This window comes from Marinobacter sp. E2, assembly GCF_055755345.1.
Genome location: NZ_CM146911.1, coordinates 901189 through 922264, shown reverse-complemented (window position 1 = coordinate 922264; position 21076 = coordinate 901189). Strand labels below are relative to the sequence as shown.

The window sequence follows — 21076 nt, the reverse complement described above, 5'->3', positions numbered from 1 at the left end:
ACTTAAACAAACTTTGACAATGTCCCGCCCCGTATTCGGATAGGATTGAATCTTTCTCCGATGCGATGAAAGGCAGTACGCATTATGAAATCCCGCCACGCTCTCACGGTTTTCCTGGCCGTCGTTCTGGTGCCCGTCGCTCTCGGGTTCTCCGGCGCGAGCGTCAAGGCCGCCCTGCTGTCCATCGGCGTGTTCTGGGCCTGCCTGGGCATCTTCTTCTACCCCACCATAGCCGACTACGTGCGAGCCCGGAATCGTCACCGCTGACGCTGATGCCCCCCACGATGCTTAGCCGGTAAAGTCTGTGTCATACTCTCGGTCCTGAACGCCAGAACAACAAACCACCAGCAAGGATCGTTGACATGAAACCGGAAACTCTCGCCCTGCACGCAGGCTTCAAGAGCGACCCCACCACCCGGGCCGCCACCACGCCGATTTACCAGACCACGTCCTACACCTTCGACGACACCCAGCACGGGGCCGACCTGTTCGACCTGAAGGTCCAGGGCAACATCTATACCCGCATCATGAACCCCACCAACGCCGTGCTTGAAGAGCGGATGGCCGAACTCGAAGGCGGCGTGGGCGCACTGGCGGTGGCCTCGGGCATGGCTGCCATCACCTATGCCCTGCAGACCATCTGCAAGGTGGGTAACAACATCGTCAGCACCAGCCAGCTTTACGGTGGTACCTACAACCTGTTCGCTCATTCGCTGCCAAATCAGGGCATCGAGTGCCGGATGGTGCGCCACGACGATTTTGACGCCGTAGAGAAAGCCATCGATGCCAATACCCGCGCCCTGTTCTGCGAATCCATCGGCAACCCGGCGGGCAACGTGGTGGATATCCAGCGCTGGGCGGAGATTGCCCACAAGCACGGCATTCCGCTGATGGTGGATAACACCGTGGCCACACCCTTCCTGTGCCGCCCCTTTGATCATGGGGCCGACATCGTGATTCACTCGCTCACCAAGTACATTGGCGGGCATGGCACCACCGTGGCCGGGGTAATTGTGGATTCCGGCAAGTTCGACTGGAAGGCCAGCGCCGATAAGTTCCCTATGCTCAATGAGCCGGACCCTTCGTACCACGGCGTGGTCTACACAGACGCCCTGGGCCCGGCGGCCTTTATCGGGCGTTGCCGCGTGGTACCCCTGCGCAACACCGGTGCTGCCCTGGCGCCGTTCAACGCGTTCCTGATCATGCAGGGGCTGGAAACCCTGGCCCTGCGTATGGAGCGCCATTGCCAGAACGCCGAGAAGGTGGCCAATTACCTGCAGGAACACCCCGCGGTGGAGTGGGTCAACTACGCTACCCTGGCCAACAGCCCCTATAAGGCAACCTGCGACAAGATCTGTGGCGGCAAGGCATCAGGGATCCTGAGCTTTGGTATCAAGGGCGGCCGGGAAGCCGGCGCCAAATTCATCGACGCCCTGGAGCTGATTCTGCGGCTGGTGAACATTGGTGATGCCAAGTCCCTGGCCTGCCACCCGGCCACCACCACCCATCGCCAGCTGAATCCCGACGAGCTGAGAAGCGCTGGCGTGAGTGAAGATCTGGTGCGCCTGTCCATCGGCATTGAACACGTGGACGACCTGATTGCCGATATCAGCCAGGCCCTGGACAAAGCCCAGGCCTGAGGGACGCGCGCCGCCGTATACCCGCCCCGGAAACGGGGCGTATTTGACAAGGGTCAAGGGGTACGACGAAAGTCGTGCCCTGCACCCCCGTGATTGCCACTACCCGCCTTGTATCTGATCTGGCAGCCCATTACTCTTAACGGTCCCCACGTTTTTATTGAGAGTCCGGTTGTAATGAGCGACAGCGCCAAGCCCCGCGTTACCAGTGGTTCCAAATTCCGCAGCGAGCACGGCTTTTCCGCCATCAAGGACGGCGTCAAGCGCTCCTCCAGACCGGAGGCAGAAGAGGCGGAGCAGAAGCCACAACGCAAGCCCAAATGGTTGCGGGCACGCATGCCCGGTGGCGAACGCTACGAGGCCGTGCGCAAGAACGTCAGCGAACATCGCCTGAGCACCGTGTGCCAGGAAAGCCACTGCCCCAACATCGGTGAATGCTGGACCGCTGGCACCGCCACCATCATGGTGATGGGCTCGGTGTGCACCCGGGCGTGCAAGTTCTGTGCGGTGGACACCGGCAACCCCAAAGGCTGGCTGGATCCGGAAGAGCCGGAGAACACGGCCAAGTCGGTGGAGCTGATGGGCCTGCGCTACATCGTGCTCACCTCGGTTGACCGGGATGATCTGGACGACGGCGGCGCCGCCCACTACGCGGCCTGCGTGTCGGCCATCAAGCGGCGCACGCCGGAAGTGGCGGTGGAAGCCCTGACACCGGACTTCGATGCCGTCATGTCCGACGTCGAAAAAGTGGTGGATTCCGGCCTGGACGTGTTCGCCCAGAATGTGGAAACGGTCAAGCGCCTGACCCGCCGCGTGCGCGACCCGCGCGCCGGTTATGAGAAAACCCTGCGGGTGTTGGAACACGCCAAGAAGCATCGCCCGGACGTGCTCACCAAAACCAGCCTGATGCTGGGCCTGGGTGAAACCGAGGAGGAGATCCTCGAAACCATGGACGATCTGCGTGCCATCGGCGTGGACATCCTGACCCTGGGCCAGTATCTGCGCCCTACCCCGAACCACCTGCCGGTGGAACGCTACGTGACCCCGGAAGAGTTCAACCGCTATCGGGAAATCGGCCTTGAGAAAGGCTTCATGGAAGTGCCCTCTGGCCCCATGGTTCGCTCCAGTTACCGGGCCGACAAGGTATTCGACAAAAACAATCTTGGTCTCGCCGTGCCTGAGGTCCCCCAGACCTCCAACGCCATGCAGATACCGGTGAAGGCCATCGACTGAGACCCTCCATGCTCACATTGCTGCGAAATGCCCGGCTGAAGTACAAGTTCTGGTTGCTGAATATTGTCGTTTTTGCAGTTCTCTGCCTTCTGGTGCTCTACGCCATGGATACCATGGCCGGGCAAACCGGTCGGCCTTTTGCCGATGTCTTCGGCGATACCGCGCCGGGGTTTGCCCTCGTGGTCGCGGTGCTGATGGTTCTGGAGATGGCCGGCTCGCAGCTGTTGATCTCTTTTATCGAGCGGCATGTCAACCGCCTGAAAGACACCATGGTTTCTGTCCAGGGCTCGGGCAATCTCAGCGAGCGGGCCCACGTGGACTCCACCGATGAGATCGGCCAGATGGCCAGTGCCTTCAACGCCATGCAGGACCGCACGGGCACGGTGGTTCGAAGCATGAAGGAGGCCATTGATCGTCTGCATCACGAAGTTCAGGAACTCACCACCGCCGCCGAGGCCCGACGGGACGACCTGAGCCGGCAGCAGGCCGGTGCCGACCGGTCAGCGGAAGTCATCGAGACCATGCTGCAGAGCTTTACCGGCATTGCTGAACAGGCCGGTATTGCCAAAACCCTGTCCCACGAAGCCCGGGATACCGCACGGGACGGAAGCCAGCGGGTGGGCCAGAGTGCCGACAGTATTCGCCGGCTGGCGGACGTGGTGCGCAGCTCCGCCAGCAGTGTCGAGGCCCTCGCCGAAAACAGCCACGAGATCAGTCATGCCATTACCGAAATTCGCGGTATCGCCGAGCAGACCAACCTGCTGGCCCTGAACGCCGCCATCGAGGCAGCCCGGGCCGGTGAGCAGGGCCGGGGATTCGCGGTTGTGGCCGACGAAGTTCGCAAGCTGGCCCAGCGGGTTCAGGACTCCACCGACCAGATCCAGGGCACCATTGACCGCCTGCTGGCAGCCATGGACACCGCCGTGCAACAGATGACAGGCAGCTCCGAGGACGCCACCCGCTGCGTTGAGGAATCTGAACAGGGACGCCGCGCCCTCGAAGCCATCAACGAAGTGGTGGGCCGCATCGACCAGACCAACCAGGAAATCGCCAACGTCTCAGCGCACCAGACCGCCGGTACCGACGAGGTGCTGGCCAATGTCCAGGGTATTCGCGAAACCACCCAGAACATGGTCACCCAGCTCGCCGAGAGCGCCGATATGAGTCTTCGGCTGAAGCAACTGATCGATTCTCTCGAAGAAGCGGGTTCAAAGGTCACGGTTCACTGAGGTTTGTGGCACACTCTGCACTCGTTTTCACCGGCAGAGTAGTTGTTCATGAATCGTCTTCGCGCCCTGTATGATCGCCTGATCCTTCCACACCCATTGCTTGTGCTGGCCGTTTTCGGGGCGCTGCTCGCCCTCGCGGCACTGCGGTTCAGCGAGTTCCGTCTGGACGCCTCCGCCGAATCCCTGGTACTTGAAAACGACCGGTCACTGGAACAGTACCGCCAGGTCAACCGCCGCTTTACCACCTCCGATGACTTCCTGGTGGTGACCTACACCCCCGACGGTGAACTGTTCTCCGAAGAAGGGCTTGCGCGGCTGACCAGCCTGCGCGATGAACTGCAGGCGCTGGACGCCGTGGGCTCCACCAACAGCATCCTCAGCGTACCCCTGTTGCACAGTCCTGACCTCACCCTCGACACCGTCGACAGCGAGATCAAAACCCTTGACCAGCACGACGTGCCACCAGACACGGCCAGGCAGGCGTTGCTGAACAACCCGCTCTACCCCAACCTGCTTATCAGTGAAGATGGCCGCACCACCGCCATTCAGGTCAACCTGCCGACACCGGATCGCTACTTCGAGCTGCTCAGAGCACGCAATGACCTGCGGGACAAGGCCAGTGCCGGTAACGCCTCGGAGGCCGAACTGGCAGAGCTGGAGCGGGTCCAGCAGGCATTCATCGACTATACCGAAACCCTGGGCGTGGAACGGGATGCCACCATCCGGACCGTGCGGGACATCCTGGACAAGTACCGTGATCACGCCGAGATCCACCTGGGCGGCGTGCCGATGATCGTGGCCGACATGATCCGCTTCATCGAGAACGACCTGTCCACCTTTGGCCTGGGCGTGCTGGCCTTCCTGCTGCTGACACTGGCCATCATCTTCCGCCAGTGGCGCTGGGTGCTGGTGCCCATGCTGTGTTGCGGCTTCACGGTATGGCTGATGATCGGCTTCCTGGGCTGGACCCAGTGGCCGGTGACGGTCATCTCATCGAACTTCATTTCCCTGCTGCTGATCATGACCCTGTCGCTCACCATCCACCTGATCGTGCGCTACCGGGAATTCCAGCACGACGAACCCCAGGCCAGCCCCCGGGAGACGCTGCGCAACACAGTGCTGGCGATGATCAAACCCTGCTTCTACATGGCCATCACCACCATCGTCGCCTTCGGCTCCCTGACTTTCAGCGGTATTCGCCCGGTCATTGATTTTGGCTGGATGATGACCCTTGGGCTGACCGTGGCGTTCCTGATCACCTTCCTCATATTCCCGGCGCTGCTGACCCTGCTGCCACCGCCTATCGACAGCCATGTGAGCGCCAACCGGGTGCCCTTTACCGACACCTTTGCCCGCTTCACCGAGCGCTTCGGCAATACGGTGCTGGTCGGATCTGCGGTGATTGCAGCGTTGTGCGTGGTCGGCCTGACCCGGCTCTCGGTTGAGAACAGCTTCATCGACTACTTCAAACCCTCCACCGAAATACACCAGGGCATGATCACCATCGACAACCGTCTGGGCGGCACCACGCCCCTGGATGTGGTGATCACCGACGACCCGCCCCCCGAGGGTGCAGGCGGCGATCCGTTTGCCAGCGACTGCGACCCGTTCGTGGAGGACTGCGGCGCAGGCGAGGAATACCGGGACACCTGGTACACCTACCAGAAAATGCAGGAACTGGAGGCGGTTCACGAATACCTGGACGGCCTGCCGGAAACCGGCAAGGTGCTGTCCATCAACACCACCCTGAAACTGCTGGCGAGGATCAACGAAGGCGAACCCCTGAACGCCCTCGAGCTCGCCTTCGTACCGGCAGCCGTGCCCGACGATCTGCAGGATGTGCTGCTGACGCCGTACATCTCTGAGGAGCACGACCAGGCCAGGTTCAGCGTCCGCATTCTGGAAACCATGCCGGATCTGAAGCGGGAAGCCCTCCTGAACCGGATCCGCAACCACCTGACCACGGAACTGGGCTACGACCAGGACCAGATCATGCTGGCCGGCATGACGGTGATGTACAACAACATGCTGCAGAGCCTGTTTGATTCCCAGATCAAGACCATCGGCGTGGTGTTTGTGGCCATCATGCTGATGTTCCTGATCCTGTTCCGCTCCCTGAAACTGGCCCTGATCGGCATCGCTCCCAACCTCATCGCCGCAGGCTCGGTGCTGGGCCTGATGGGCTGGCTGGACATCCCCCTGGACATGATGACCATCACGGTTGCCGCCATCACGGTGGGCATCGCCGTGGACGACACCATCCACTACATCCACCGATTCAAAACCGAGTTCCGTAAAGACGGCGACTACATCGCCACCATGCACCGCTGCCACCGAAGCATCGGCCAGGCGATGTTCTTCACCTCGCTGACGATCATCTCCGGGTTCTCGATTCTGGTGCTGTCGAACTTTATCCCGACCATCTACTTTGGTCTGTTTACCGGGTTTGCCATGTTCATGGCCCTGGTCGGAGCGCTTACCCTGCTGCCTCGGCTCATTGTTCTCGTTAAGCCCTTTGGCTTGGATGGGGCTTCGGGCTTGGGCTCTTAGCCTTCTTGCTGGGTGGTAGCTCGGCGGGTGTAGGCCTTTGCCAGAACCGCTACGAGCACATCCATGTGCGCTTGACGTCGGCCATCCATGGCCGCCGACATTCTGGCAAAGGCCTACACCCGCCAAGCTCCGAACTTCAGAGTGATAGGAGACAAACGGACCAGCCAAGCTCCAGGCCGGCAAACCATTCGGTTGGTATAAACGTGGGCTCTGCAGAACAGGGGTGTTGGCCCCTCCCAAAAATGTCTGTGGCCAAGGATGGCCACAGCCAAGCGCACATGGATGTGCTCGTAGCGTTTTTTGGGAGGGCGCTACACCCCTGTTCCTCCCGCCAAACCAGCAGGCTACCAACCGAAAAAAAGGGCCACACCCAAGGATGCGGCCCTTCTCCAACAACAGGTCTGACTGAAAGTCAGGCTTACTGCATGCCCTGACCTTGCCCCTGCTGCATCTGCTGTTGCATCTGACGACGCTGCTGCATTTGCTGCTGCATCTGCTGCATACGCTTGTCCAGCTCGTCACGCTGCTCCTGGGTGAACACATTATCGACTTTCGCCTGCATGAGCGTGGACAGCGCCGCAATTTCGCCGGTCAGGTCGCCCAGCTTCTCCGCTTTCTCGCGGATCGCTCCTTCATCAAAGTCCGACTTGATCTCGCTCTGCATCTGCTGCTGCAGCGCACGGGCTTCCTGGCGCAGTTCTCCGATCTCACCCTGCATCTCATCGATGATCGCGCGGATTTCCTTTTGCTGGTCTTCGGTCAGCCCCACCATCTGGGCCAACTGGTCAACCTGGTCCGGTTGCCCGTCAGAGGCCTGCTGGGCCATGGCCGGAACGGACAGGCTCAGGGCAACCAGTGCGGTACCAAACAGTTTTCCAAGTTTCATAAATGTCTCCGTTACTGTTGGTGGTCACTGCCTTGGGACCACCTCGGTGCGTTGGTTTCATCGTTCAGGACCTACACCCTAAAGCATACGCCTACCGGTTTTCACCCCGATCAGCCCTCTTTTTATACATACTTCGCAGAAACCCGGGCCAGATCCCGCCACACACGGGGGTTCAAACAAATGTGAAAGTTTGGTCATTCCGCTTCATAATGGCGCCGTTTATTCGTTCCCGGAGCAACACAATGGCCATCAACTGGTTTCCAGGGCACATGCACAAGGCCCGCAAGGAGATCAAGAAAGTCATGCCGCAGATGGATCTCATCATCGAGGTCCTGGATGCGCGCATTCCTTTCAGCAGCGAAAATCCGCTGGTGCCAGCCCTGCGCGGTGATACCCCGCTGATCAAGGTGCTGAACAAGCGTGACCTGGCCGATCCGGAAGTGACCGGGCAGTGGCAGACCTGGCTGGAGAAGGAGCGCGGCGTGCGGGCGGTTACCCTTACCCACAACCAGCGCAACGAAGCCCTGGACATCCTGAAGCTGGCCGAGGATATGACACCGCACCACGATCGGCAGAAGAGCGCGCTACGGGTGATGATCCTGGGTATTCCGAACGTGGGCAAATCCACCCTGATCAATACCCTGGCCGGCCGCCCTGCCGCCAAGACCGGCAACGAACCGGCGGTGACCCGGGCCCAACAGGCGATCAAGCTGCCCCACAACATCCTGCTCTACGACACGCCCGGTTTCCTCTGGCCCAAGCTGTCGCCGGAAGCCTGCGGCTACCGGTTGGCGATCACCGGCGCCATCCGGAGCGCGGTGCTGGATTTCGAGGATGTTGCCCTTTTCGAAGCCGACTTTCTGCTGGCCGCCTATCCGGAACTGGTCAAGGCCCGCTATGGCTTTGAGGAACTGCCCCGGGATGGCCTGGCGCTGATGGACGGCATTGCCGCCAAACGCCGGTTTTTCAGCCGTGGCGGCGTGCCAGATCTGCACAAGGTGTCCGAGGTGCTGTTGAACGAATTCCGGGCCGGCACACTCGGGCGGATTTCCCTGGAAACGCCCGAGATGGTGGAGCGGGAGCGACGCGAAGCCGAGGAAGCCGCCGGGTAACCGCCCCTTACCAAGGTCAAATATCGTATCCGGCGCAAACAGCCTAGACTGTCGGACAGGGTAAATGATCACAGGGTTGGCCAATCGGGTCGGCCGGTAAGGAGGAATGTATGAGACGCGTCGTCGTCACCGGCATGGGCATTGTGTCCTGCCTCGGCAATTCACTGGACGAGGTAACGCAGAGCCTGAAGCAGGGGAAATCCGGCATCCGCTTCAATGAAACCTACAGGGAGATGGGCTTTCGCAGCCAGATTGCCGGTTCCGTGGATGTCGATACCTCCGTTATCGATCGCAAGATCCGCCGCTTCATGGGTCCTTCGGCCATGTACAGTTTCCTGGCTATGGAACAGGCCATTGCCCAGGCGGGCCTGACTGAAGACCTGATCTCGAACGACCGCACCGGCCTGATCGCCGGATCCGGAGGCGCTTCCTGCTCCAGCCAGGTAGAAGCCACCGATATCATGCGCGAGAAGGGCGTGAAACGCATTGGCCCGTACATGGTGCCCCGGATCATGACCAGCACCGTCTCTGCGTGTCTCGCTACCGCCTTCAAGATCCGCGGCGTGAACTATTCCATGTCTTCAGCCTGTGCCACCAGCGCCCACTGCATTGGCCACGCCATGGAGCAGATCCAGGCCGGCAAGCAGGACATCGTTTTCGCTGGCGGCGGTGAAGAAGAGGACTGGAGCCTGACCATGATGTTCGACGCCATGGGCGCGCTCTCCACCAAATACAATGACGCCCCGGACACCGCCTCACGGCCTTTCGATACCGGTCGCGACGGTTTTGTCATTGCCGGTGGCGGAGGCATGGTGGTACTCGAGGAACTGGAGCACGCGAAGAAGCGCGGAGCGACTATCATCGCGGAGCTCACCGGCTACGGTGCCACCTCCGACGGCTACGACATGGTAGCCCCCTCCGGTGAGGGTGCCCAGCGCTGCATGCAGCAGGCCATGGCCACCATCCGCAGCAAGATCGACTATATCAACGCTCACGGCACCAGCACGCCCGTGGGCGACGTTGCCGAGATGGGTGCTGTGCGCAAGACCTTTGGCACCGACATTCCGGCCATTTCTTCCACCAAGTCCCTTTCGGGCCACTCTCTTGGCGCCGCCGGTGTTCAGGAGGCCATTTATTCTCTGCTGATGCTGGAGCACGGTTTTATCGCTGGCACCAAAAACCTGGCGACGCCGGATGAGAAAATCGGCGACCTGCCGATTGTCGGGCCCGAGAGCAAAGAAGCAACCCTGAATACCGTGATGTCGAACAGTTTCGGCTTTGGCGGCACCAATGCGTCGCTGGTTTTCGAGAGACTCCAGGACTGAGCCGGGCGCGAGCGCTTTGATAAGGGCCTTCGGGCCCTTATGTTATAAAATTATAATCTAAGATCGTTCGTCTCGATCATTGGCAAGTACAGCGATCCGTATTAAGGTGAGAGCTTGATAAGGATCAATTCGGACACTGCTCTCCCCATGGCCCAGACTATCCCCTTTCGTCAAGCGTCTCCCCTGAAAGCATCCTGCCACCAGTGCAGCCTGAGTAACCTCTGCCTGCCGCTGGCGATCGAGGAGAACGACCTCGACAGGCTGGAGGACATTGTCCAGCAGGGGCGCATCTTTAACCGGGGTGAACACATTTTTGATCAGAGCACGCCCTTTCGCTCCTGTTTTGCGGTCAAGAGCGGCTCGGTCAAGACCTCTATTATCACCGAGGGTGGTGAAGAGCAGGTAACCGGGTTCTTCATGCCAGGCGAGCTGATTGGCCTCGACAGCATTGGTGGCAGTCACTATGCTTGCACGGCAAAGGCCCTGGAGCGCACCAGCGTGTGCGAGTTTCCGGTGGACAAGCTCGAAGACCTGACCGTCAAGCTGCCGGAACTGCAGCACCACATGTACCACCTGATGAGCCAGGAAATCCAGAACAGTCACCAGTTGGCCATGCTGTTGAGCAAGAACACGGCGGAAGAGCGTATCGCGGCGCTGCTGCTGTCCCTGTCCAGTCGGTTCCGGCGTCGGCGCATGTCACCCACCAACTTCAGCCTGCCGATGGCCAGAAACGACATTGCCAATTTCCTGGGATTGGCCGTCGAAACCGTCAGCCGGGTATTTACCCGGTTTCAGAATCAGGGAATCATCAAGGCTCGGGGGCGTGAAGTCGAACTGCTGGATGTCGAGGCACTGCAGATGGTGACTCGTGAGTTCTCCAGGCAGTGCAACACCTGAGAAACTGCTAGCGGGCCCTTGCCACCAACTTTCTAGCTGGTGGCTTCTCCCTCCACTTCCCTGCCGTTGGTCTGCCTGAGCGTCGCCAGCTCGTCCACCAGCCCAGAGCGCCAGGGAAACTGCTTGATTCCGAAGGTATTGCGGATCTTGGTACACACCAGGGTTGTGTTCAGCGGCTCCAGGTTTCCCCAATCCGGCACTGCATCCACCACGCGGATACCCTCCGGAATTCCCGGCAATCCGGCAATGGCCAGGCCCAGCTCGTACAGGTTGATTTCCTCCGCCCCGGCGTATTGATACGTACCCCAGACCTCGGCCCCGCAGTCGATCTGCAACACCATCGCCGCAATCACCCTCGCCAGATCCCGCACCGCCACCGGCTGTCCCCGACAGCGTCCCGGCAATGACAGGGTCACATTGGCACCGGTGCTGGCCTGCACCTTGCGGATGAACCGCGCCAGGCTCCATCCCGTGCGCAGGATGATGTGCCTGGGCAAGAGCGTCCTCAAGGCCTGTTCACACTCCCACTGCCAGTTGCCCAGCTCATTGACCGGCTGACCGGGGTTGGAGGTGATGTAGCCACTCTGCTTGCGACCGTCGAACACATAGCAGGACGACAGCTGGATCAGTGCCATGCCACGGTCCCGGGCAAACTCGGCCATGGCCACCGGCAGCGAAAACGCCGCCAGGTGGGCACTCTCAGGGTCGCTCTCCGCCACTTCAGGATCGGCCATCCAGAGGGCATTCACAATCAGGTCGGTATCTTCGGGTATCCAGTTCTCCAGGGCCTTGAGATCGGCGTTGGAAGGATCGCTGACCAGCAGCGGGCTGACCTGCAGGTGCGTCTGTCGCAGGCGTTCCAGCAAAACCTTCCCCAAGGGGCCGTAATCGTGAACTACAAGTACATGCACGAGGAGTCAATGCCTCCGGATATCACTGATATGACGGTTGTCCGGAACCGGTCTGGCCAATGGCTTCCACCGTCCGGTCTCTAAACTGGAGCCCAGTCTGAAACTTTCGTGTCTGTGATAGGCGCTTTGCTATCGCTTTCAAGAGCATACAACAACAGGAACCGTCATGCTGAAACAACAAAGCCACATTGTCGCCCCGATTCCCGATGATCTGCGCACCCGCGCCCTGTATACCGTGAATGAGCTGCGCGAACGGGGCAAGGCCGACAAGGAAGCCATCGATAAACTGTTCAACCTGATCGTGGACATGACCGAACAAGGTCTGGACTTCTTTTTTCTTGAGCCGCTACGTCGTCTGCACGCCAGCAACATGATGATGGGCATGGCCAGGATGGGCATTGGCAGCATGCTCAAGGGCAGCAAGATGGTCGTTCACAAGGTGCTGAAAAAGCTCGACGACCGGAGCCTGGCCGCCATTCTCGATTTTATCGAGGATATCATTCACGAGCCGGAACCGGCCTGAACGCCCAGCCGGTGAACGCTAGCGGTATTGCCGTCTTACCCGGGCGGTAATACCGGTCAAAAGTTCGTAGGCTATGGTGCCGGCACAGGTGGCCACTTCATCAACGCCTACCGTGCTGCCCCAGAGCTCGACGCTGTCGCCCTCCTTCGCGTCTGGCGCTCCGGTCAGGTCCACCGCGAGCATATCCATCGATACCCGCCCGATCAGCCGGATGCGCTGGCCGTTGATCGCCGCCGGCGTGTTGGTGCCGGCATGCCGCGGGTAGCCATCGCCATAGCCAATCGCCACCATGCCCATCCGGGTGTCCCGGTCGGCCACCCAACTGGCGCCATAGCCCACCGACTCGCCAGCGGGCACCATTCGGGTACTGATCAGTGGTGCTTCCAGAGACATGACCGGCTCCAGGCCTAGCTGCCGACCGGTCTTGCCGATCATCGGAGAGCCGCCATACAGCATGATGCCGGGCCGACTCCAGTCGTACAGCGGTTGCCCCGGAAGGAAGTGGGCTGCCGAGTTGCCAACGCTGCGCATACGGTCCGGCCAGGCCGCCGTGGCCTGCTCGAACACCTCGGTCTGCCTTGCCGTCATGGAGCTGTCCACGTCATCGGCGCAGGCAAAGTGAGTCACGAACCCCTCAAACGTTGCCAGCGCCCCGGCCCGATCAAGCCTTTGCATGACGTTTGCTAACTCTTCAGGGTGAAAACCCAGCCGGTTCATACCCGAGTTGACCTTTAGCCAAAGTCTGGGCCGGTTCCGGGAGTCGGCCAGCCAGGTCAGTTGCTGCTCACTGTGCAGCACCGGCTCGAAGCCCTGCTCTGCACAGTTGGCAAGGTCTGTTTCGGCGTGCACCCCCTGCAGCAACACCACCGGCTGTGCCAACCCCGCCTCGCGAATAGCCACGGCTTCCTCAAGACAGGCAACCGCGTATTTCGGCGCCAGATCAGCCAGCGCGGAAGCCACCCGGGCAATGCCGTGCCCGTATCCGTCGGCCTTGACCACCGCCATCACCCGGGCGTTACCGGCCCGCTGACAGGCAGTGCTGTAGTTGTGGCGCAGGGCCTCCAGATCAATCCGCGCGACGGTCGGGCGTGGCATCAATACTCCCCGCCGTAATCGCTGTAATCGCCGTGGGCCAGGTCCTCGAATTTGGTGTACTTGCCGATGAACGCCAGGCGGATGGTGCCGATCGGCCCGTTCCGCTGCTTGCCGATGATGATTTCGGCAATGCCCTTGTCGGGCGTGTCTTCGTTGTAGACCTCATCCCGGTACACGAACATGATGACGTCAGCATCCTGCTCGATGGCGCCGGACTCCCGCAGGTCCGAGTTGACCGGGCGCTTGTTGGGCCGTTGCTCCAGGCTTCGGTTCAGCTGCGACAGGGCCACCACCGGGCAGCTCAGTTCTTTGGCAATACCTTTGAGTGACCGGGAGATTTCCGAAATCTCGGCGGTCCGTCCCTCGGTGTTGCCCGGCACCCGCATCAACTGCAGGTAGTCGACCATGATCAGGCCAATCTTGCCGTCGTTCTCACGGGCAATGCGACGTGCCCGGGAGCGCATTTCCGTCGGGCTCAGGCCTGGCGTGTCATCAATGTACAGCGGTTTGTCCTTGAGCAGGCTGACCGCCGAGGTCAGCCGGGGCCAGTCGTCTTCCTCGAGCTTGCCGCCGCGCACCTTGGTCTGGTCGATTCGCCCCAGGGAGGAGAGCATACGCATGGCCAGGGCGTCCGCGGGCATCTCCATACTGAACACCAGTACCGGCGTGCCGGTGCTGATCAGGGCGTTCTCCACAATGTTCATGGCAAAGGTGGTCTTACCCATGGAGGGTCGACCGGCCACGATGATCAGGTCTGAAGGCTGCATGCCGGACGTCTGTTCGTCCAGGTCCTTGAAACCCGTGGTCAGGCCCGTGGTCTGCTCGCCGGATTCGAACAATTCCTCAATCCGGCTCAGGGTCTTGGCCAGAATCGGATTGATGGCCTGGGGGCCGGAGCCCTCCTTGACCCGGGCCTCGGCAATCTGGAACACACTGCGCTCGGCCTCGTCGAGGATCTCGTTGCTGTTGCGGCCCTGGGGATTGAAGGCGGAGTCAGAGATCTTGCCCGATACCTCCACCAGCTGGCGCAGGATGGAACGTTCCCGGACGATGTCGGCATAGGCCCGGATATTGGCTGCCCCGGGCGTTTTCTCGGCAAGTTCAGCCAGATAGGCCAGGCCGCCGGCATCTTCGATGTCGCCGGCCCGCTCCAGAAACTCCGCCAGGGTAACCACGTCCAGGGGTTCGTTTTCGCTGGCCAGGCGCTCCACGGCGCCGAAGATGAGCCGATGATCCTGGCGATAGAAGTCGGCGGCCGAGATCACTTCGGAGATTTCGTCGAAGCGCCGGTTATCGAGCATCAGGCCACCCAGGACCGCCTGCTCGGCTTCCACGGAATGCGGCGGAACCTTGATACGACTGGTTTCGAGATCGGTACTCGCGGGCTTGAGATTGGGCTTGGCCATGCACACTTCTTCAGTTGGACGTCGGAACCACAACAGTGTAAGCGACCTGTGGCGACAATGGGAGAGGGTTACAGCAAGGTAACAGGATATCAGACAGCAACAGGCCCGAAAGCCGCCAGGGGCGGATCGGGCCTGTTGGACCGGCCTGGTACCGCCTCCGCAGAGGCGGCTAGGGCCGCCAGCAATCTACCGGGTCGGGAGAGAGTCCCGATCCACCTTCCGGGGAAAGCGGATTACTCGGCAACAACCGCCAGCTTGATGGTCACTTCCACATCGGAGTGCAGCTGAAGCTCGATGTCGTACTCGCCAGTCACCCGGATCGGGCCTTCCGGCAGACGAACTTCGCTCTTCTCGATTTCAGTGCCACCGGCAGTAACGGCGTCAGCGATGTCACGGACACCGATGGAACCGAACAGCTTGCCTTCCTCACCTGCCTTGGAAGTGATGGTGAAGGAGGCGCCTTCCAGGGCTTCGGCACGGGCCTGGGCAGCGGCCAGCTTCTCAGCTGCAGCCTTCTCAAGCTCGGCGCGACGCTCTTCGAACGCCTTCAGGTTTGCTTCGGTGGCAGGAACGGCCTTGCCATAGGGAAGCAGGAAATTACGACCGTAACCGGCCTTGACCTTGACCTTGTCACCCAGGGCGCCAAGGTTTGCTACTTTCTCGAGCAGAATAACTTCCATCTCGTTAACCTCTTCGTGCTTTATTCAGCCGGCCCGGCGGGTTGTATACGCCTCCGGATATCCAGCCAGCTATCCACAAAAGCCAGAACTACTAACAGAATCATCAGGGTCGGGCCCAGCAGAACCAGTGCCACGTAAAACAGCGCCAACCACTGTCCGCTCAGCTTCTTGATACCAACCACGCCGTGAACCAGAGCCAGACTGGCCAGGAACAGCGGGGTTCCCGCAGCCCAGGCCAGCAGCATGGAGTTGAGCCCGAGTACCGGCCCTACCACCATGGTCACCGCGCACAACACCGCAATCGGGGGCGACAGACGCAGACCGTGGAATTCCTTGCGGAATCCGCCAGGGTTATAAAGCCCTGCCTGCCAGGCCCGCGCCAGCATGGTCATGCCCACACCTGTTGCCAGGTAGGTGCCCGCCATGCTCGCGTTCATCGTGTCCCGGATCACTTTCTCAAGATCATCTCCGAGACTCTTCGCAATTTCGGCATTGTACTGCTGGTAAAAGCTCACCCCGGCCTGGACCAGATCGTCCAGCAAACCCGGGTAGATCACAGGCAACATAAGACCTGTGACGATTCCGAGGAAACTCCCTCCAAGAAGGGCCTTTTCCCAGGACAGTGTGGTTCGCAAAAGCGCTGCCATCAGCATGACCTGAAGCAATACCGCCAGGGCGGTCGGGTCCTGCCCGAAAATGCTCCAGCCCAGGGCCGGTAGCAAGGCCCAGAGGCCAATATTAAGCCCCTGACTGATGCCAAGCCTGAGGATCACCAGGCCGACAACCGCTGCGCCAATCCAGAACAGCAAAGGTACCGCAGTCGTGACTGCTGCTACCCCGCCGGCCTGCAGGGGACCGCGCATTACATACTGTGCCAGTGCACGCATGGTCCCGGGTCCTGTGTTTCTGTTACTTAGTTATCGTGGCTGTCGGAGTACGGCAGCAGTGCCAGGTAGCGGGCGCGCTTGATAGCGGTGGCCAGCTGACGCTGATAACGTGCTTTGGTGCCGGTGATGCGGCTGGGCACGATTTTGCCGGTTTCAGTGATGTAGCCTTTCAGGGTGTCCAGATCCTTGTAATCGATCTCCTTGACACCCTCTGCCGTGAACCGGCAGAACTTACGACGTCTGAAAAAACGAGCCATATCTTAACTCCTCAACTCCGGTTGATTACTCTTCTTCGTCCTGGGATTCAGCCTGACGACGGTCGTCGGATTCGGCTGAACGGCGCGGACGGTCGTCTCCGCCGGAACGACGGTCCTCACGGGACTCGGCGGCTTTCATCGGAGACAGATCGGTAACGGCTTCATCGCGACGCAGGATCAGGTCACGGATGATGGCGTCGTTGAACCGGAAGTTGTGAGTCAGCTCGTCCATCGCAGCCTGTGAACACTCGATGTTCATCAGCACGTAGTGAGCCTTGTGGATCTTGTTGATCGGGTAAGCCAGGTGACGACGGCCCCAATCTTCCAGGCGATGTACCTTGCCGCCATCTTCAGTGATGACGCTGGTATAACGCTCGATCATCGCGGGCACCTGCTCGCTCTGATCCGGATGTACCATAAATACGATTTCGTAGTGACGCATGAGTTCTCCCTACGGTTTAAACAGCTTTCTTTTCACCTGCGGCGCAGGGCTCTGCACCCGGCGAACATGAAAGCAAGGAGTTGACAGCATCGGCTGCCGGTTTCTTTTTGCTTTATCAATAAGGCTTTACAAGAAAGGCTTGATCAAAAGCTCGGTTCAGCACCACCCGCGTTCAGGCAATACAAAACCGCCCCTTGAAAAAGGGGTCACGTATTCTAGGCGGGTAACGGTCAGTGTGCAAGGGTTAACCAAGTCTCTGGCGCAGGGCCTCGTACAGACACACGCCAGTCGCCACCGAAACGTTGAGACTGTCAACATGGCCAAGCATGGGGATGTTGATCAACTGATCGCAGTGCTCACGGGTAAGCCGGCGCATGCCCTTGCCTTCCGCACCCATCACCAGGGCCACAGGCCCCTTGAAGTCCGCCTGGTACAGCGTTGCCTGGGCTTCCCCGGCAGTGCCGATCAGCCAGACACCCTGGTCCTGCAGGCTGCGCAGAAAGCGCGCAAGGTTGGTTACCCGCACGAAGGGCACGGTTTCTGCCGCGCCACAGGCCACCTTGCGGGCCACCGGGGTGAGCGATGCCGACTTGTCCTTGGGCACGATCACCGCCTGAACGCCCACGGCATCGGCGGTTCGCATGCAGGCGCCCAGATTATGCGGATCAGTCACCCCGTCGAGCACCAGCAGAAAGGGCGGTTTATCACTGGCGGCGAGCTGGGCCAGGAGATCGTCTTCGGTCCACTCCCGACTCTCACTGACCGCGGCGACGATGCCCTGATGGACGCCGGACACCCGCTCGTCAAGCTCGCGACGATGCACTACCTGCCAACGCACACCCAGACCGTCCAGGGCGTCGGTAATACTCTTGACGCGCTTGTCCTGCCGACCGGTCTGGATCCACACCTGTTGCAACCGCTCGGGCTCGCGCTTGAGCACTGCTTCAACCGCATGCCAGCCAAATACAAACTCTCCGGACACTGCTTCGATTTCCTTTTATTTGGCAGACTTGCGGGGTTTCCGGGGTTTTCCGCCCGACGGAGATTTGCCCCGACCTTTACCCGAGGGCTTCCTGGCAGCTTCCCGGGCCGCCTCGGCAACAAGCTTGTCCTTGGCACTGCCAGAGCCTTTCTGCCTGCCTGACTGGCCGGCGCGCGCCCTGTCCTGTCTCGAAGAGGCGCCGCCACCTTTCTTGCGGCTGCTTTTATCATGCGCACCACCGTCACCGCGCTGACCGCCCTTGCCGCGACGCTCGCGCTTGGACACATCCAGAGCGTCACGATCGGCCTTGCGCCGTTTGGGCGTACTGATCAGTTCCAGATCGATCTTGCGATCTTCCAGATCCACGCGCACCACGCGCACCCGCACCTCGTCGCCGAGCCGGAAGCTGACCGCCGTGCGCTCGCCAATGAGGCGGTGCTTGGCGGCATCGTGGTGGAAGTAGTCGCCGCTGAGCGTCGACACATGCACCAGCCCCTCGATGTAGATATCCGACAGCTCGACAAAGAAGCCGAACGGCACCACCGAGGCAATAATGCCGTTGAACTCCTCACCCACGTGATCCCTGAGGAACTCGCACTTGAGCCATGCCATCACGTCCCGGGTGGCATCGTCTGCACGGCGCTCGGTCATGGAGGCGTGCTCACCGAGTTGCTCCATCTGCGCATAGTCATATGGGTACACCGCCAGCTCCGGGTCAGTGACCTTCGGTGTGACCACATCCTTGGTGACTTCCGGCTTGTGGATACGGGACTTGATGGCCCGATGCACGATCAGGTCCGGGTACCGGCGGATGGGCGAGGTAAAGTGCGTGTAGCTCGCAAAGCCCAGTCCGAAGTGACCGCTCTCTTCAGGGCTGTAGACGGCCTGGCTCAGGGACCTGAGCATCACCATCTGGATCACATTGGCATCGGGCCGGTCGGCCACTTCGTTCAGAAGAGCCTGGTAATCGGCCGAAGTCGGCTTGTCACCACCACCCAACTGAAGACCCAGCTCGCCCAGGAACAGACGCACCGCGTTGAGGCGCTCCTCGGAGGGCCCTTCGTGAACGCGGTAAAGCGCAGGCACCTGGTGTTTCTTCAGGAAACGGGCCGTTGCCACATTGGCGCAGAGCATGCACTCTTCGACAATCTTGTGGGCATCGTTGCGGTGCACCGGCACGATTTCCTCAATCTTGCGCTCGGCGTCGAACACGATCTTGGTTTCGGTGGTCTCAAAATCAATCGCGCCACGTTCGGTACGCGCCTGACGTAGCAGCTTGTAGAGGTCGTACAGGTTGTGCAGGTGCGGCAGCAGGTCGGCATACTGGGCCGACAGCCGGTAGCCCTGTTCGCTGTCCGGATGCTCCAGCATGGCGCTGACCTTGTTGTAGGTCAGTCGGGCATGGCTGCGCATCACCGCCTGGTAGAAGGTGTAACCACTGATGTTACCAGCGGCACTGATGGTCATGTCGGCCACCATGCACAGGCGATCCACGTCCGGATTCAGGGAACACAGGCCGTTGGACAACTTCTCCGGCAGCATCGGCACCACGTGATCCGGGAAGTACACCGAGTTACCCCGACGAAGGGCTTCCTCATCCAGCGGCGACCCCGGCCGCACATAATGCGACACGTCGGCAATGGCCACCACCAGCCGGTAACCGCCCCGTGGCCGTGGCTCACAATAGATGGCGTCGTCAAAGTCGCGGGCGCTCTCATCATCGATGGTCACCAGACGCATGTTGCGGATATCCACGCGATTGGCCTTGTCCTTCTCCGCAACTTCCGAGGGAATCGAGGCCGCCTGCTCACCCACCGCCGGTGGCCAACTGTGGGGAATATCGTAGGACCGGATGGCGACGTCGATTTCCATGCCGGGTGCCATGTGCTCACCCAGTATCTCGATGACTTTGCCCGTGGGCTGGGTGCGGATGGTCGGCTGGCGCAGGATTTCCACTACCACGTACTGGCCGTGGTAGGCCTCGCCAATGTGCTCCTCCGGCACCAGCACTTCGTGGTTGATCCGGGCGTTTTCCGGCACCACAAACGCAATACCACTTTCCTTGAACAGGCGCCCGACAGTCTGGGTGGTTCGATGCTCAAGCACTTCCACTATCACGCCTTCACGGCGACCCCGGTCGTCGACGCGGTCTACCCGGGCGGCGACCCGGTCACCGTGAAACACCTGGCGCATTTGCCGGGCGGTCAGGAATAAATCAGAGCCACCGTCGTCGGGCACCAGAAACCCGAAGCCGTCCTTGTGACCGATCACCCGACCCGTCACCAGGTCGGCTTCCTCTATGGGCAGATAGGCGCCACGACGGTTGCAGATCAACTGACCATCCCGACACATGGCAATCAGGCGCCGGCGCAGGGCCTCAATGCCCTCTTCGGAGGTCTGGCCAAGCTCCTGGCACAGGGTTTCGTGGGTCGCGGGGGCGCCCCGCTCTTTCAGATGCCCGAGAATGAATTCCCGGCTCTGGATTGGATTTTCGTACTTCTGGGCCTCACGGCTGGCGTGAGGATCCCTGTCATTTTTCTTCCTGGAAACCATTCGGATCCTTGTTTTGATTCCGCGCCACTGCGGCGCGACTTACATTCATTTGCACGGAGTATAACGTCGGTACGGAGTTCCTGCCTATCAACCCCGGCAGAATAGGCACAAATACCTGCCCGGTTTTTTGCGAAAAAATGTTTGACAGCCCTGATCGGAATTATTAAAGTACGCGCCATCGGTTGAGGGGCAAACCTCAACGATCGCGGAAACGTCGAGTTTTCAACAAACTAACGGCAATTCTGTGAATCACCTGCCGAGGTGGTGAAATTGGTAGACACGCTAGCTTCAGGTGCTAGTGGGGGCAACCCCGTGGAGGTTCAAGTCCTCTCCTCGGCACCACTTCCTCCCTCAGGAAGTGGCGATAAAATCCAGCAAACCGGCTACCGACGCCCCATCCTGCTGCGATCACTCAACAGATTTGTTTACCGCCAGACACTCTTTATCCAGGTTCGATCCAGGCTCGATCCA

19 protein-coding genes and 1 tRNA gene are annotated in these 21076 nt (G+C 60.4%); 10 read left to right on the top strand and 10 right to left on the bottom strand.

Features of this window, described 5'->3' with window-relative positions; all coding sequences use genetic code 11:
- Positions 1-84: 84 nt before the first annotated feature.
- The 5 genes from AC0J1C_RS04175 (at position 85) to AC0J1C_RS04155 (ending at position 6649) form a co-directional block, all read left to right on the top strand.
- Positions 85-267: a hypothetical protein gene (locus tag AC0J1C_RS04175; RefSeq protein WP_375183424.1), complete on the top strand. Its 183-nt coding sequence runs from the start codon at positions 85-87 to the stop codon at positions 265-267.
- Between the two features lie 95 nt (positions 268-362).
- Positions 363-1640 (top strand): O-acetylhomoserine aminocarboxypropyltransferase/cysteine synthase family protein, encoded by a 1278-nt coding sequence (locus tag AC0J1C_RS04170; protein ID WP_473045731.1) that lies wholly within the window; start codon positions 363-365, stop codon positions 1638-1640.
- 174 nt (positions 1641-1814) lie between these two features.
- Positions 1815-2870 (top strand): lipoyl synthase, encoded by a 1056-nt coding sequence (lipA, locus tag AC0J1C_RS04165; RefSeq protein ID WP_091991685.1) that lies wholly within the window; start codon positions 1815-1817, stop codon positions 2868-2870.
- Between the two features lie 8 nt (positions 2871-2878).
- Complete coding sequence (locus AC0J1C_RS04160; RefSeq protein WP_473045730.1) at positions 2879-4099, top strand: methyl-accepting chemotaxis protein; 1221 nt, start codon at positions 2879-2881, stop codon at positions 4097-4099.
- 48 nt (positions 4100-4147) lie between these two features.
- On the top strand, positions 4148-6649 hold the full coding sequence (locus tag AC0J1C_RS04155; RefSeq protein ID WP_473045729.1) for an efflux RND transporter permease subunit: 2502 nt from the start codon (positions 4148-4150) through the stop codon (positions 6647-6649).
- A gap of 418 nt (positions 6650-7067) precedes the next feature.
- Here the strand turns inward: AC0J1C_RS04155 and AC0J1C_RS04150 are convergent, their stop codons facing one another.
- Positions 7068-7535, bottom strand: a complete 468-nt coding sequence (locus AC0J1C_RS04150) for a Spy/CpxP family protein refolding chaperone (RefSeq protein WP_473045728.1) — start codon at positions 7533-7535, stop codon at positions 7068-7070.
- A 242-nt stretch (positions 7536-7777) separates the two neighbouring features.
- Between AC0J1C_RS04150 and ylqF the strand changes: the two genes are divergently transcribed.
- From ylqF to fnr, 3 genes are all read left to right on the top strand, one after another.
- Complete coding sequence (gene ylqF / locus AC0J1C_RS04145; RefSeq protein ID WP_473045727.1) at positions 7778-8647, top strand: ribosome biogenesis GTPase YlqF; 870 nt, start codon at positions 7778-7780, stop codon at positions 8645-8647.
- Positions 8648-8757: 110 nt separating this feature from the next.
- On the top strand, positions 8758-9972 hold the full coding sequence (gene fabB, locus AC0J1C_RS04140) for a beta-ketoacyl-ACP synthase I (protein WP_375191989.1): 1215 nt from the start codon (positions 8758-8760) through the stop codon (positions 9970-9972).
- Positions 9973-10119: 147 nt separating this feature from the next.
- A complete protein-coding gene (gene fnr, locus AC0J1C_RS04135) occupies positions 10120-10869 on the top strand; it encodes a fumarate/nitrate reduction transcriptional regulator Fnr (protein WP_091991698.1) in 750 nt (249 codons plus the stop codon).
- A gap of 32 nt (positions 10870-10901) precedes the next feature.
- Here fnr and AC0J1C_RS04130 read toward each other — a convergent pair whose 3' ends face one another.
- Positions 10902-11780, bottom strand: coding sequence for a sugar nucleotide-binding protein (locus tag AC0J1C_RS04130; RefSeq protein WP_375191987.1), 879 nt, complete (start codon positions 11778-11780; stop codon positions 10902-10904).
- A 166-nt stretch (positions 11781-11946) separates the two neighbouring features.
- Here AC0J1C_RS04130 and AC0J1C_RS04125 point away from each other — a divergent pair, with 166 nt between their 5' ends.
- Positions 11947-12303, top strand: a complete 357-nt coding sequence (locus AC0J1C_RS04125; protein WP_473045725.1) for a hypothetical protein — start codon at positions 11947-11949, stop codon at positions 12301-12303.
- Positions 12304-12321: 18 nt separating this feature from the next.
- Here AC0J1C_RS04125 and alr read toward each other — a convergent pair whose 3' ends face one another.
- The 8 genes from alr to rnr all read right to left on the bottom strand — a co-directional run bounded on the left by alr (position 12322) and on the right by rnr (position 20605).
- Entirely contained in the window at positions 12322-13398 is a 1077-nt protein-coding gene (gene alr, locus AC0J1C_RS04120) for an alanine racemase (RefSeq protein ID WP_473045724.1), read from the bottom strand.
- Complete coding sequence (gene dnaB, locus AC0J1C_RS04115) at positions 13398-14804, bottom strand: replicative DNA helicase (protein ID WP_375191984.1); 1407 nt, start codon at positions 14802-14804, stop codon at positions 13398-13400. The genes alr and dnaB overlap by 1 nt, the downstream gene beginning before the upstream one ends.
- Before the next feature lie 233 nt (positions 14805-15037).
- Positions 15038-15484 (bottom strand): 50S ribosomal protein L9, encoded by a 447-nt coding sequence (rplI, locus tag AC0J1C_RS04110; RefSeq protein ID WP_091991708.1) that lies wholly within the window; start codon positions 15482-15484, stop codon positions 15038-15040.
- A 20-nt stretch (positions 15485-15504) separates the two neighbouring features.
- The gene (locus AC0J1C_RS04105; RefSeq protein ID WP_375191983.1) at positions 15505-16371 is read right to left on the bottom strand and encodes a hypothetical protein; all 867 of its coding nucleotides are present in this window, start codon (positions 16369-16371) and stop codon (positions 15505-15507) included.
- 26 nt (positions 16372-16397) lie between these two features.
- A complete protein-coding gene (gene rpsR, locus AC0J1C_RS04100; protein WP_007154918.1) occupies positions 16398-16628 on the bottom strand; it encodes a 30S ribosomal protein S18 in 231 nt (76 codons plus the stop codon).
- A 25-nt stretch (positions 16629-16653) separates the two neighbouring features.
- Positions 16654-17070: a 30S ribosomal protein S6 gene (gene rpsF / locus AC0J1C_RS04095; RefSeq protein WP_375191982.1), complete on the bottom strand. Its 417-nt coding sequence runs from the start codon at positions 17068-17070 to the stop codon at positions 16654-16656.
- Between the two features lie 244 nt (positions 17071-17314).
- Positions 17315-18052, bottom strand: a complete 738-nt coding sequence (gene rlmB, locus AC0J1C_RS04090) for a 23S rRNA (guanosine(2251)-2'-O)-methyltransferase RlmB (protein ID WP_375191981.1) — start codon at positions 18050-18052, stop codon at positions 17315-17317.
- Between the two features lie 15 nt (positions 18053-18067).
- Positions 18068-20605, bottom strand: a complete 2538-nt coding sequence (rnr, locus tag AC0J1C_RS04085; protein ID WP_375191980.1) for a ribonuclease R — start codon at positions 20603-20605, stop codon at positions 18068-18070.
- Positions 20606-20860: 255 nt separating this feature from the next.
- Between rnr and AC0J1C_RS04080 the strand changes: the two genes are divergently transcribed.
- Positions 20861-20947: transfer RNA gene (locus tag AC0J1C_RS04080), tRNA-Leu, on the top strand.
- Positions 20948-21076 lie beyond the last annotated feature (129 nt).